Annotated in this window: 14 protein-coding genes; 9 read left to right on the top strand and 5 right to left on the bottom strand. The window is 62.5% G+C overall.

Annotated elements, in window-relative coordinates; translation table 11 throughout:
* Positions 1-23: 23 nt before the first annotated feature.
* On the bottom strand, positions 24-1,430 hold the full coding sequence (locus BFP99_RS22855) for an XAC2610-related protein (RefSeq protein WP_065948276.1): 1,407 nt from the start codon (positions 1,428-1,430) through the stop codon (positions 24-26).
* Between the two features lie 128 nt (positions 1,431-1,558).
* Here BFP99_RS22855 and BFP99_RS22850 point away from each other — a divergent pair, with 128 nt between their 5' ends.
* Positions 1,559-2,122: a cysteine hydrolase family protein gene (locus BFP99_RS22850; protein ID WP_065948275.1), complete on the top strand. Its 564-nt coding sequence runs from the start codon at positions 1,559-1,561 to the stop codon at positions 2,120-2,122.
* Here BFP99_RS22850 and BFP99_RS22845 read toward each other — a convergent pair.
* Both BFP99_RS22845 and BFP99_RS22840 read right to left on the bottom strand, forming a co-directional pair.
* Entirely contained in the window at positions 2,112-2,567 is a 456-nt protein-coding gene (locus BFP99_RS22845) for an NUDIX hydrolase (protein ID WP_065948274.1), read from the bottom strand. The genes BFP99_RS22850 and BFP99_RS22845 overlap by 11 nt on opposite strands.
* Positions 2,560-3,210 (bottom strand): TetR/AcrR family transcriptional regulator, encoded by a 651-nt coding sequence (locus BFP99_RS22840; protein WP_065948273.1) that lies wholly within the window; start codon positions 3,208-3,210, stop codon positions 2,560-2,562. The genes BFP99_RS22845 and BFP99_RS22840 overlap by 8 nt, the downstream gene beginning before the upstream one ends.
* A gap of 72 nt (positions 3,211-3,282) precedes the next feature.
* Between BFP99_RS22840 and BFP99_RS22835 the strand changes: the two genes are divergently transcribed.
* On the top strand, positions 3,283-4,149 hold the full coding sequence (locus BFP99_RS22835; RefSeq protein WP_065928071.1) for an aldo/keto reductase family oxidoreductase: 867 nt from the start codon (positions 3,283-3,285) through the stop codon (positions 4,147-4,149).
* A 5-nt stretch (positions 4,150-4,154) separates the two neighbouring features.
* Here BFP99_RS22835 and BFP99_RS22830 read toward each other — a convergent pair whose 3' ends face one another.
* Positions 4,155-4,586: an HIT family protein gene (locus BFP99_RS22830; RefSeq protein WP_065948272.1), complete on the bottom strand. Its 432-nt coding sequence runs from the start codon at positions 4,584-4,586 to the stop codon at positions 4,155-4,157.
* 74 nt (positions 4,587-4,660) lie between these two features.
* Between BFP99_RS22830 and BFP99_RS22825 the strand changes: the two genes are divergently transcribed.
* A complete protein-coding gene (locus BFP99_RS22825; RefSeq protein ID WP_065948271.1) occupies positions 4,661-5,338 on the top strand; it encodes an aspartate/glutamate racemase family protein in 678 nt (225 codons plus the stop codon).
* Here BFP99_RS22825 and BFP99_RS22820 read toward each other — a convergent pair.
* Entirely contained in the window at positions 5,295-5,987 is a 693-nt protein-coding gene (locus BFP99_RS22820; RefSeq protein WP_065948270.1) for a glutathione S-transferase, read from the bottom strand. The two genes, BFP99_RS22825 and BFP99_RS22820, sit on opposite strands and share 44 nt — an antisense overlap.
* A gap of 139 nt (positions 5,988-6,126) precedes the next feature.
* On the opposite strand from BFP99_RS22820, the gene BFP99_RS22815 reads away from it, so the two are divergent.
* From BFP99_RS22815 to BFP99_RS22790, 6 genes are all read left to right on the top strand, one after another.
* Complete coding sequence (locus BFP99_RS22815; RefSeq protein WP_065948269.1) at positions 6,127-6,690, top strand: TetR/AcrR family transcriptional regulator; 564 nt, start codon at positions 6,127-6,129, stop codon at positions 6,688-6,690.
* A gap of 202 nt (positions 6,691-6,892) precedes the next feature.
* Positions 6,893-7,948, top strand: a complete 1,056-nt coding sequence (locus BFP99_RS22810) for an AMP-binding protein (RefSeq protein ID WP_065948268.1) — start codon at positions 6,893-6,895, stop codon at positions 7,946-7,948.
* Between the two features lie 10 nt (positions 7,949-7,958).
* Entirely contained in the window at positions 7,959-8,735 is a 777-nt protein-coding gene (locus tag BFP99_RS22805) for an ABC transporter ATP-binding protein (protein ID WP_065948267.1), read from the top strand.
* Between the two features lie 2 nt (positions 8,736-8,737).
* A complete protein-coding gene (locus BFP99_RS22800; protein ID WP_065928064.1) occupies positions 8,738-9,619 on the top strand; it encodes a branched-chain amino acid ABC transporter permease in 882 nt (293 codons plus the stop codon).
* A gap of 22 nt (positions 9,620-9,641) precedes the next feature.
* Complete coding sequence (locus tag BFP99_RS22795) at positions 9,642-10,709, top strand: branched-chain amino acid ABC transporter permease (protein WP_027608468.1); 1,068 nt, start codon at positions 9,642-9,644, stop codon at positions 10,707-10,709.
* 28 nt (positions 10,710-10,737) lie between these two features.
* Positions 10,738-12,069 carry an ABC transporter substrate-binding protein gene (locus BFP99_RS22790; protein WP_065948266.1) on the top strand — a complete coding sequence of 444 codons (1,332 nt, stop codon included), beginning with the start codon at positions 10,738-10,740 and terminating at the stop codon, positions 12,067-12,069.
* Positions 12,070-12,573 lie beyond the last annotated feature (504 nt).

Below are 12,573 nucleotides of genomic sequence, written 5' to 3'. Positions count from 1 at the left end.
TCAGGCAGCATTGCTCCCAAGCCTCAGGGCTGCTTACGATAAAACCCGGTCAGGTAGTCCTGGCTGTCCGGCGCCGAGTTGTGCTCGATCACGGCAAAGCCCTTCACCAGTTGGATGTGATACGGCCCGGCCCGAGGGGGCGCCTGGGGTGCGCGCACGATGATCAGGTTTTCGGTTTCCATCGGCACGCTTTGGTGCGTAGTGATGATGATCTTGTCGGTGCCGGTGTCTTTGAGCGTCACGCTGAGTTCCGCCACTTCCCGGCCCTGGGCGTCGCGTTCGGGAAGGATTTTCAGGTCCAGGTCACCGTCGCGGCCGAGGAAGTCATCGCGCATCTGGTAATGGCCATCGCGCTGGTCGCGGGCCACGTCGCCGAGCTTGTCGTACTCAGGCTCCCGGTCCTGCCTGTGCAGTTGAATCTGCAGCTCGGGCTGGTCGCCCTTGGCGCCACTGACCCAGGTGCCCGCGTAGGCATAGGGTTCGACGGTTTCCCGCGTGATGCGCCAGATGCCGGTTTGACGGCCATCATCGGCATATTCGTGCAGGTAGATAAACGACTGGTCGCCGTACTCACCCTGGTCGCCCACCAGCTTGATCGGCTTGCCGCTGCCGCTTTTGGTGTAGCGCAACTCACCGATCAGCACCGCGCCTTGTTGCTGGTACCAGAGCTGCACCGGGATCTTGCCGTTGAGGGTGCCGGTCAGGAACTCGGGGTCTTCGTTGACCGGCCCTTCCAGCCTGGGCGTTTCCAGCCACTGGCCGTCCTTCCACTCACCGGTGGTGCGCAGCATGTAGCCGCTGGGCATGCTGTTGTTGGCGTCATCGTCCGTCGCCGGCACTTCTGCCTGGGTGTACGCGCTGAGTCGCACCAGTTTGCCATCGCGCATCTGATAGCGGCTGGCGCGGGTCCAGCAGCACCCCCGGTCGGTCTGCGAATGGATAATGCCGTCCTTGGGATTGATCGAAAACATCCCGCCGGAGGTCTCGTTGGCGAGGTCGCTCAAGGGGCCATTCAGCACCCAGCGGGACGTGTGCGGGTCTTGCAGATACACGTCGTAACTGGACTGGAAGTCCTTATCCGCACCGGTGCCATTGCGAATCGCCAGGTCCTGGCGGCCATCCTGGTTGATATCGGCGAAGTACACCACGCCGTTCTCCCCCATCAGGCGCCAATCCACGGTTCTGCCTTGCTGGTCCAGCGGCACCTGGGCATCCGGGGTCTGCAATTGCTGAAGGATTTCAAGGGAGCGTTTGTCGCGCAGGGTGATGAGCGCCGGCGCCAGGTGCTGCAAGTCCTGCGGCACCTCCGGGAACAACACTTCGACCAGGTATTGACCACTGGGGTCATTGACCGAGAACGAACGGGGCTCGGCCATGACGGGAGCGGCCAGGGCCAGGGAGAGGAGTACACCGCTGAGTCGCGTACGCATCCAACGCATCCTTGCTGAAATTCGGGGGCGGCAGTGTAAAGGCAAATGGCGAAGGCATCGAACAAATCGCTGTTTAGGCGCACTCAATGGCTGCTATGTTTTGTGCCTCACGAGCCAAAGGATGTGCCATGGACCCCCTAGCCACAAACGCTGCACTGGTGCTCATCGACATGCAGCAGGGCATGAACGACCCCAAGCTCGGGCGCCGCAATAATCCGCAGGCCGAGCAGCAGTTGCAGCAGTTGCTCGGCGCCTGGCGGCAGTCGGGGCGACCGGTGGTGCACGTCAGGCACATCTCCCGTACCCCCGGTTCGGTATTCTGGCCGGGCCAGCCGGGCTGCGAATTTCAGCCTGGGCTGCAACCACTGGCCCACGAACACGTGGTGGAAAAGAACGTACCCTGTGCCTTCATCGCCACCGGGCTGGAACGCTGGCTGCACGCGCGTTCGATCAAGCAACTGGTGATCGCCGGGGTGATCACCAACAACTCCGTCGAAGCAACGGCACGCACAGGCGGCAACCTGGGCTTTGACGTGCTCGTCGCCGCAGACGCCTGCTACACCTTCGATCAAACCGATTTGTCCGGGCGCCTGTGGCCGGCCGAGGACGTGCACGCACTGTCGCTGAGCAACCTGGCCATGGACTATGCCAGGGTGGTCGAGACGGCCGGGATTCTCGGCGCTATGCGCTGAACACGCCGGCTTGCACCAGCATGTCAACCAGCGCTTCGGGCCAGACCGTTTCCTCGGTGGCACGCAACGCCTGGGCCGACCACCACTGATGGTCCGCCATCACCTGGGTTTCTTCCAGCGTCCACTCAGCCCTGGACAGTTCGGTGTTGGCGGTGTGGACCACAAAGTAGTGCTCGACGGCCGACACCGTTTCACCGCTGGGCAGCATCAGCGCAAATCGGCGATCCGCGATGGGCGCTGCAACGGCCTGCACCTGGATACCGGTTTCCTCGCACAGCTCACGGATGGCAGCAGCCTCGAAAGTCTCCCCCGGTTCGACACCGCCGCCAGGGGTAGCCCAGTAATTTTGACCGGCCAGCGCGCCGTCTTTATGGATGAACCTGAAGAGCAGTACTTCATGCGCGGGGTTGATAACCAGCAGTCGTGCAGCCTTTCGTTCACGCATGGGTCTTCCTTGGGGTCGGAGGTTGATGAGCCTGCAGATACGCCCTCAGCATCAAGGTGGTTTGCTGCTCCAGCGCAGCCTCGAACGCAGGCGCGGCGTTCCCCTCAAGCAGGGTGCGCGCCGGGCCGACGATGGCACTCAGCGAGATCGCCGCGACCAGGCCAGGGTCGTCAAAGTGGGCGTCGGACGCCGTTGCCAGCATGGCTGCAATCGCGCCCACCATGCGCAGGTTGATACGTGCGACCAACTCCGGCCCGCCGCGTTCGGCTGCGATCGCATACAGCGCCTTGGATACCGCCTGTTCGCGCAATTTTGCGGTGAGTAATGCCTTGACCAGGCCGCCCGCCATCTCCGCAACCGACGCGCCCTGAAGCCCGGAGCACGCCAGCTCGACGCTATCGGCCACGCGCACCAGGTGTTTTTCCAGAATGGCGGCGAGCAACGCATCGCGATTTGGGTAGTACTGGTAGAGACTGCCCACCGACATTCCCGCGCGCTCCGCCACCCGCGTAGTGGTGCAGCGCACCAGACCCTGCTGGGTCAAAACCTGAAGGGTTGCCTCATGCAATGCTTCGACGGTTGCCGCAGAGCGTGCTTGAACCGCTGATTTTCTTGGTTTCAATGACGCTTTGACGGTGCTCATGGAATGCGAATTCCAAAATCTGAAGGATCCTTCATATTAGGGCCTTATTCAGTTCAAGCAAGAGCAGCAGTCATGAGCAACCTGGCAAGCAGCGGCACCTTCACCCTTGGCGACCATAAGGTCAACCGCATCGGCTACGGCACAATGCAACTGGCTGGGCCGGGTGTATTCGGCCCGCCCAAGGACCGGGATGCGGCCCTGGCGGTACTGCGTGAGGCCGTCGCAGGCGGTGTGAACCATATCGATACCAGCGATTTCTACGGACCGCACGTCACCAACCAAATTATCCGCGAGGCGCTGCATCCTTACCGGGACGACCTCACGATCGTCACCAAGATCGGCGCCCGTCGCGACGATCAAGGTGGATGGCATGGCGCAGCATCGAAGGCGGAACTGACCAAGGCCGTGCATGACAACTTGCGTAACCTGGGCCTGGACGTGCTGGATGTGGTCAATTTCCGTTGCACCCACAACCTGATGGGCACGGCAGAAGGCTCGATCGCAGCGCCCCTGGCCGCACTCGCCGAACTGCAACAGCAGGGCCTGGTACGCCATATCGGCATCAGCAACGTCACGCCGACGCAAGTGGCCGAAGCCCGTGGCCTGATTGAGTTCGTCTGCGTGCAGAACCTGTACAACATCGCCCACCAACACGACAACGCCTTGATCGATGAGCTGGCCAGGGACGGCATCGCCTATGTACCGTTCTTCCCCCTAGGCGGATTTACCCCGGTCCAATCATCGACACTGACTAACGTTGCCCAGCGCCTGGGCGTAACGCCAAAGCAACTGGCCCTGGCGTGGTTGCTGCGTCGCTCAGCGAATATCCTGCTGATTCCGGGGACCTCATCGGTCGCTCATTTGCGAGAAAACCTCGCCGTAGCCGAACTGGACCTGACGGACGACGTGCTGGCAGAACTGAACGACATCGCAGGGTAAACGCATCAGCCTGCCAGTAATTGCGCGATAGCCTTACGCAGATCCCCATGCACGTCTTCCGCGTACGGCAACGCATTTTTCCAGTCATAAAACCAGACGGGCATCTTGCGCTTGTCATCCGGCTCCGAGGCGTAGCGCGGAAAAATATGGCAATGCAACTCCGGCTCCGAATTGCCCAGGATCTCGTAGTTAATGCGCGACGCACCGCTGGCTTGCAGCACCGCGTCGCCGATGCGCGCCATGTCGAGCAGGTAGATCGCGCGGGCGTCGGCATCCAGGTCGTTCAGGCTGGCGACCACAGGGTCGGGCAATAGCAGGCAGTAGCCAGGCAGGAATTGCACATCGCCCATCACTGCCCAACCTGAGGGCATGCGACAGATGATCTTGTGGTTGGTGCCGTTGCGGGCCTGTTCTACGCGTTCCATGATCAGCGGCATACCCTGTCCTTGCGTTAGGTGAGTGCGGGCTGCATCTTAACCATCGTCGACATTTTCAGCACTGGAAACAGCCCATGCGCATCGCCTGCCTTCATACCGCAGCCAGCAACATCAGCGTCTTCGAAACCGCCGCGAAAGCACTGGGTATCGGCGCTGATGTGCTACGTCATGAAGTGCGCGCCGACCTGTTGGCTGCTGCCGAAAACGCCGGTCATCTAAGCGCCGAGATCTGCGCATCCACCGCATCAGCCCTGCTTGCACTGGCTGAACAGGCCGACGCCGTGGTGCTCACCTGTTCGACCCTGGGTCCGGTCGTTGAAGGTATCTCCAGCAGTGTCCCGATCCTGAGGACAGACGAAGCGCTGGCCGCCTCGGCGGTGCAGGCGGGCGGAAAAATTGCGGTGCTGTGCGCGGTGGAAACCACCCTCGAACCGACCGCGCGGCTGTTTCACAAGGCCGCGCTGCAATCGAACGCGGTCGTCGAAGTGCGGCTGGTTCCGGGGGCATGGCGCTTGTTCAAGGCGGGTGACATCGACGGCTACCTGGCGACAATCGCCAAAGCTGCCGATGCCGCCTATAGGGATGGAATGACACGGGTTGCGCTGGGCCAGGCGTCGATGAGCGCGGCCGCCGTGCAGGTAACGGCCGGCCCGCTGCCCCTCACCAGCGCAGCGGCCGGGCTGGCGGCAGCTATGCGGGCCGTTGCCCTCAGTGCGGTTGTGCAACCATTGCACGCCAGGCTTGAACGCTAGGTCGCTCGTTGACCCTGGCCTGCCAGGCGCGCAGGGCTTCACACGTCTGCGGCAGCGGCAATTGCACCAGGTCCGCGAAGATCATGCCGCCGAGTAACGCGATATCGGCCATTGAGAAGGCATCGCCCGCCACAAAGGCGCGGGTCTTGAGCACCTTATCGAAATAGTGCATCCCCCTGACCGCCTTGTCCCGCATGCGCATGCCCCATTCGGCGTTCTGGTAAAGCTCTACCTCAGGCCCAAGCCCAGGGGTGGCATGATGGAAATACACGCTGACCGCATCCATCAATTCAATCTCTGCGCGCTTGGTCATCATGTGGATCAAGCCTTGCTCGGTCGGCGTCCTGCCGGTGAGGGTCGGGTTGCCATCGAGCGTGTCCAGGTACTGGGTGATAGCCGTGCATTCAGCGATGAACGTGCCGTCTTCCAGTTGCAGCACTGGCAGGGTGCCGGAGTAGTTGAGGGCCAGGAACTCAGGTTGTTTGTGCTCCCCTTTCCAGAGGTTGACCGACACGAACTCAACGCGCGGCAACAGATCTTTCTCGGCCAGCGCGATACGAACACGCGCTGGATAGGGGCCGTTGTACCAATCATAAATCTTCATCAACGGCGGTTGGGATACGTGGGTTTGTGGTTGTTGGAACGTCATGATCTGCTCGCCTACCTGTCAAATGGTAGGTAGAGACTGAAGGTATTATTTCAGGCCGTCAAGCATTACCTACCAGTTGGCAGGTAAAACCTTATCAGCGTAGAATTCGCCCCTCCCCACATTTAAGAGCAATCCCCACGTGAGTGAAAATGCCCGCGAAGCGATTCTGGAAGCCGCCAAACTCGCCGCTCAGCACTACGGCTACAGTGGCATCAACTTCCGCAGCATCGGCGAAACGGTGGGGATCAAGAACGCCAGTATCTATTACCACTTCCCGAGCAAAGCCGATCTCGGCGCGGCCGTCGCCAGGCGCTATTGGGAAGACGCCGCCAGCGCCCTCGCGGCGATACGCAGCGAGAACCCGGATCCGCTGCAATGCCTGCGTGCTTATCCGAGCATCTTTCGAAAATCACTCGAAGACGGCAACCGCTTGTGCCTGTCCAGTTTTATGGCGGCCGAATATCAGGACCTGCCGGAGCCGGTGAAGGAAGAGATACTGACGTTTGCCAATATCAACGTAGCCTGGCTGGCGGAGCTGCTTGCCGAGATCGAACCCGGCAATACAGAGGCCTGCGAGCGTCGCGCGCGTGCCATCTACACCGCCATTGCCGGCGCGCAGTTGATTGCTCGCACCCGGGCCGATCTCGGTTTGTACGACGAACTGGTCCAGAGTTATCGGGACGCGGGGCTTATCCCGGCGTGACAAGCTGGAGCCCTGCCAGCGACAGGTAGCGCTCCAGCAATGGCCCCATCGCTGTTGGCCCAACAACACTGCTTGGACAGCTTGTGCTGAATCAACACACGCCTCCTCCCCCAAAAATCCACATATCCCCTTGAAATAAAAGCATTTAATCCTCTGGCATGACGCGTGCAATCGCCTTCGCATACTGACGAAGGATACCCCCATGCCCCAGACACTGCCCCAGGCGCTGTTGCGCCAAGCCCACACCCGAGGGTCGGCAATTGCCTTGCGCTTCAAGCGCCTGGGTATCTGGCACGAGCGCAGCTGGAGCGAGCTGGCTGACGAGGTCAGCCAGCTCGCCGCCGCCTTGCATCAGCGCCGCTTCGGGCCTGACGATAACCTGTTGATCCTCAGCCAGGCGCGCCCCGAAGCGTTGCTGCTGGCGCTGGCCGCGCAATGGCTGGGCGCCAACGTCACGTTGCTCGACCCGGACCGCGACAACCGGGCGCTGCTGGCCGGGCTGCGACCGCGCTTTGTGCTCGTGCAAGACCTGGAAGCGCTGCAACAACTCGGTGAACGCGGGGTGGTGGTGTTTCTTGACGGGCGTGGCCTGAGCCAGTTCGCAGACGCCGATTTGATCGACTATGCCGAGCTGCGTGCCGATGCACCGCCACCCGCCCACGCCCCGCAGCCGAGCGACACCGCCTTCGTCTTTCATGCCGACACGTCCCTGCACTTGACCCATGGGCAACTGCTCGCGGGCGCCCGAACGCTGGTCGACCGCGAACACCTCGGCGCCGACGACGAAGCCCTCGCCGCACGGGTGTTTGCCGCCAGCGGGCAGGCACGCTACCTGCTCGCGCCCTGGCTGCACGCCGGCTTTCGGCTGAACTTCCCCGAGGCCCTCGCCACCCGCGACACCGACCGCCGCGAGCTGGGCCCGACCCTGGTGCTGGGCACCCGCGAATCCTATGGGCGCCTGGAGCAATGGGTGCGTGAACGCCTGCCACTGCCGGGCAGCTTCAGCCATCGTTTATACGACTGGGCCATGCAGCCCACACCCTCCCCCGTGCGCCGCTGGCTGGGCCATTGGCTGGTGCGTCGGCCGTTGCTGGATGTACTGGGCATGAGCCGCCTGCGCGTGCCCTTGCTGGTCGGGCCGCCACTGCATCCGGAAAGTGCCGCCTTCTTTGCGGCCCTGGGCATTCGTCCCGGCCATTGGCAAGAGCCGTCCACCCGCCACGAACCCAGCGACCACTTGCTGTCTCAATCTGCCTGACGAGCCTTCCATGCACACACCCACTGAAGCGGTATTACTGCGGCTCGATGACATCTCCCTGTCGTTCAAGGGTATCAAGGCCATCACCTCCATCAGTTTCGAGGTCAAGGCTGGTGACATCTGCGGCCTGATCGGCCCCAACGGCGCGGGCAAAAGTTCGCTGCTCAACGTGATCAACGGGGTCTACCACCCCCAGGGCGGCAGCATCCGCTACGCCGGCCAGACCCGGCGGCGCATGCGCGCGCACCAGGCGGCCGAAGGCGGGATTGCGCGGACCTTCCAGAATATCGCGCTGTTCAAGGGCATGAGCGTGCTCGACAACGTGCTCACCGGGCGCAACCTCAAGCGCCGCAGCAGTTGGCTGGAACAGATGCTGCGCCTGGGCCGCGCGCCACGGGAGGACGACGCCCACCGCCTGCACGCGGAAAAGGTGATTGCCTTCCTGCAGATCCATCCCTGGCGGCACGTGCTGGTGGGCACCCTGCCCTATGGCCTGCAAAAACGTGTCGAGCTGGCCCGCGCCCTGGCCGCCGAACCGACCCTGCTGTTGCTGGATGAACCCATGGCCGGCATGAACGCCCAGGAGAAAGCCCAGATGAGCCAGTTCATCCGCGACATCAACCGCGAGTTCGGCACCACCGTGGTGCTGATCGAACACGACATCGGCGTGGTCATGAGCTTGTGCGACCACGTGGTGGTCCTCGACTACGGTCGCAAGATCGGCGACGGCACCCCGCAACAGGTGCGCGCCAACTCCGATGTCATCGCCGCCTACCTGGGTACCTGAACATGGAATTTTTCTTCGAAGTGCTGATCGGCGGGCTGCTGGCGGGCGTGATGTATGCCCTGGTGGCGATTGGTTTTGTGCTGATCTACAAGGCCTCCGGCGTGTTCAATTTTGCCCAGGGCGCCATGGTGCTGTTCGCCGCGCTGACGTTTGTCAGCCTGTTGGAGCGCGGCTTCCCGTTTGCCTGGGCGTTCCTGATCACCCTGGCGAGCATGGTGGTACTGGCGCTGCTGATCGAAAAAGTGGTGCTGCGACCCTTGGTCAATCGTCCACCGATCATCCTCTTCATGGCCACCCTCGGGCTGTCCTACATGATCGAGGGCTTTGCGCAGTTCCTGTGGGGTGCGCAGGTGCACGGGCTCGACCTGGGCATCGCCGACGAGCCGCTGGAAATCCGCGGCATGCTGCTTTCGCAATTCGACCTGTTTGCCGCCGGCACCGCCGCCGCGCTGGTGATCGTGCTGTCGCTGCTGTTCAACAAGACCCGGGCGGGCCTGTCGTTGCGTGCGGTGGCCGATGACCCGCTGGCGTCCATGGCCATCGGTATTCGCCTGCCGCGCATCTGGGCGTTGGTGTGGGCGGTGGCCGGGTTCGTCGGGCTGGTGGCCGGGTTGCTCTGGGGCGCACGCCTGGGGGTGCAGTTCTCGCTCTCGCTGGTGGTGCTCAAGGCGCTGCCGGTGCTGATCATCGGCGGGTTCTCGTCCATCGGCGGGGCGATTGTCGGTGGCTTGATCATCGGCGCAGCGGAGAAGATCGCCGAGATCTACCTCGGCCCGATCATCGGCAGCGGCATCGAGAACTGGGTGCCCTACGTCCTCGCCTTGCTGTTCCTGCTGGTGCGGCCTGCCGGGTTGTTCGGCGAGCGCGCCATCGAACGGGTTTGATTGTCCTTGGGGAAATGCCTGCATGTTGTATCAAGAAGTCGGTCAAATCAGCACCTCCTACGCGGCCGAGCGCCGCACCTTTCGCCTGCGCCAGGACCGCGTCGCGCTGTGGCTGCTACTGGGCGTGGCGTTTTTTGCGGTGCCCTGGCTGGGCAATGACTACTGGTTCAGCGCAATCCTGGTGCCGCTGCTGGTGCTATCGCTGGCAGGGCTTGGGCTCAACCTGCTGACGGGCTACGCCGGGCAACTTTCACTCGGCTCGGCGGCGTTCATGGCGGTGGGCGCGTTTGCCGCCTACAACCTGCAGTTGCGGGTGCCCGGCCTGCCGCTGCTGGTGAGCTTTGCCCTGGGTGGCGTGATCGCCGCCGCGGTGGCGGTGTTCTTCGGCTTGCCGAGCCTGCGCATCAAGGGCTTTTACCTGCTGGTGGCGACCCTGGCCGCGCAGTTCGTGGTGGAGTGGGTGCTCACCCGCTTCAGCTGGTTTACCAACGACAACGCCTCGGGCGTGATCACCTCACCGCCGCTGCTGATTGCCGGGCTGGATTTCAGTTCACCGCGTGGCCGCTACGTGCTGACGCTGGCCGTGGTGGTGACGCTGTTCTGGCTGGGCAAGAACCTGGTGCGCAGCGAACTGGGCCGCAACTGGATGGCAGTGCGCGACATGGACACCGCCGCTGCCGTCATCGGCATTCGCCTGTTGAAGGCCAAGCTGCTGGCGTTTGCCATCAGCGGCTTCTATCTGGGCATCGCCGGTTCACTGTGGGCGTTCGCCTACCTGGGCACGGTCGAGCCCCACGGCTTTGACCTGAGCCGCTCGTTCCAGGTGCTGTTCATCATCATTATCGGCGGCCTGGGCAGCGTGCTCGGCAACGTCCTTGGCGCGGCATTCATCGTGTTGTTCCCGATCCTGCTGGCCAATCTCTTCGCGCTGTTGCCCGCTGGACTGATGGATGCCGGACAGCTGGAGAACATCCAGAAGATGCTGTTTGGCGCGCTGATCATCGCGTTTTTGATCAAGGAACCGGAGGGGCTGGCCCGTCTGTGGCAGCGCTTTCGTCAACGGGCCAGGGTTTGGCCGCTGCGTTACTGAACTCAATAACCCCCCAGGAATGACCTCCATGACACACCGCTTATCGCTGCGCCGCCTGGCCTTGGGCCTGGCCCTGATCACCGCCGGGCTCACGGCCGGTGCCCAGGCTGCCAACGAACAATACTTCCCGTTGCAGAGCTACCGGGTCGGCCCGTACGCCGCCGGCGGCACCGGTTTCTTCGGGGGCTTTATCGACTACCTGCAATACATCAATGCCAAGGGCGGGGTGAACGGCGTCAAGCTGACCTGGAGCGAGTGCGAGACCGAGTACGTGGTGGAAAAAGGCGTCGAATGCTACGAGCGCCTCAAGGGTGGGCTCAACGGTGCACCGGCCGCCGCCACCAACCCGCTGTCAGTCGGCATCGCCTATGCCACCCTGGACCGCTCCACCGCCGACAAGCTGCCGCTGATCACCATCAACCATGGCCGCACCGATTCCACCGATGGCAGCGTATTCCCCTACGTGTTCCCGCTGCAGCTCAACCCCTATTCGGAAGTCTCGGCGATCATCAACTACATCGGCCAACGCGAAGGCGGCGCCGACAAGCTCAAGGGCAAGAAAATCGCCGTGCTCTACCACGGCTCGCCCTACGGCAAGGAAACCAATGGCGTGCTCGAAACCCTGGCGAAAAACGCCGGCTTCGAACTGACCCTGCTGGAAGTGCCGCACCCCGGCAACGAGCAGCAATCGCAGTGGCTCAACATCCGGCGCCTCAAGCCCGACTGGGTGATCCTGCGCGGCTGGGGCGTGATGAACCCGGTGGCGCTTAAATCCGCGCAGAAAGTCGGCTACCCGGCCGATCACATCATCGGCAATATCTGGAGCAACTCCGAAGAAGACGTGGTACCGGCCGGTGCCGCCGCCAAAGGCTTTATCTCGATCACCACCCACCCGTCGGGCACCGACTTCCCGGTACTGCAAGGTATCCAGCAAAGCGTGGTAGACGCCGGCAAGGGCAACCTGGCCGACCCCAAGCGTTTCGGCACCGTGTATTACAACCTGGGCGTGGTCAACGGCATTCTCAACGTCGAAGCGCTGCGCCTGGCCCAGGAAAAATACGGCCACCAACCGCTCACTGGCGAGCAAGTACGCTGGGGCTTCGAACACCTGAACCTCGACGACGCACGCCTGCAGGCGCTGGGCGCCAAGGGCCTGGTGCAACCGCTGAAACTCTCCTGCGCCGACCACGAAGGCGGCGGCGCCGTACGCTTCCAGCAATGGGACGGCCAGCGCTGGAACCTGATCAGCGACTGGGTACAAGCCGACCGCGCCTTGTTGCGGCCGATCATCGAAGCCTCAGCGGCCCAGTACGCCAAGGAGAAAGGCATCACGCCACGAGATTGCAGCAAAGAGCAGTAAAACGACCCAACTGTGGGAGGGGGCTTGCTCCCGATGGCGGTGGATCAGCTAATGAATCTGTTGGCTGACACACTGCCATCGGGAGCAAGCCCCCTCCCACATTTAGACCGAGGTGTGTCAGCTCATGCCTACTTCCAACAAGCAACTTTTGGCAGCCGACCATGCGACTGAAGTCTGCCGGATGTAAACAGCTCAACTGTGGGAGGGGGCTTGCTCCCGATGACGGTGGGTCAGCTAGTGAATCTGTTAGCTGACACACTGCTATCGGGAGCAAGCCCCCTCCCACATTCAGACCGAGGTGTGTCAGCTCATGCCTACTTCAACCACGCGATTTTTGGCAGCCGCCTATGCGACCGAAATCTGCCGGATGTAAACAGCTCAACTGTGGGAGGGGGCTTGCTCCCGATGACGGTGGGTCAGCTAGTGAATCTGTTGGCTGACACACTGCTATCGGGAGCAAGCCCCCTCCCACATTCAGACCGAGGTGTGTCAGCCCATGCCTAC

The organism is Pseudomonas sp. 1 R 17 (assembly GCF_900067035.1).
Lineage (GTDB): Bacteria > Pseudomonadota > Gammaproteobacteria > Pseudomonadales > Pseudomonadaceae > Aquipseudomonas > Aquipseudomonas marginalis.
Note: the sequence above shows the minus strand (reverse complement) of the source record. Positions and strands in the feature narration are given on the sequence as shown.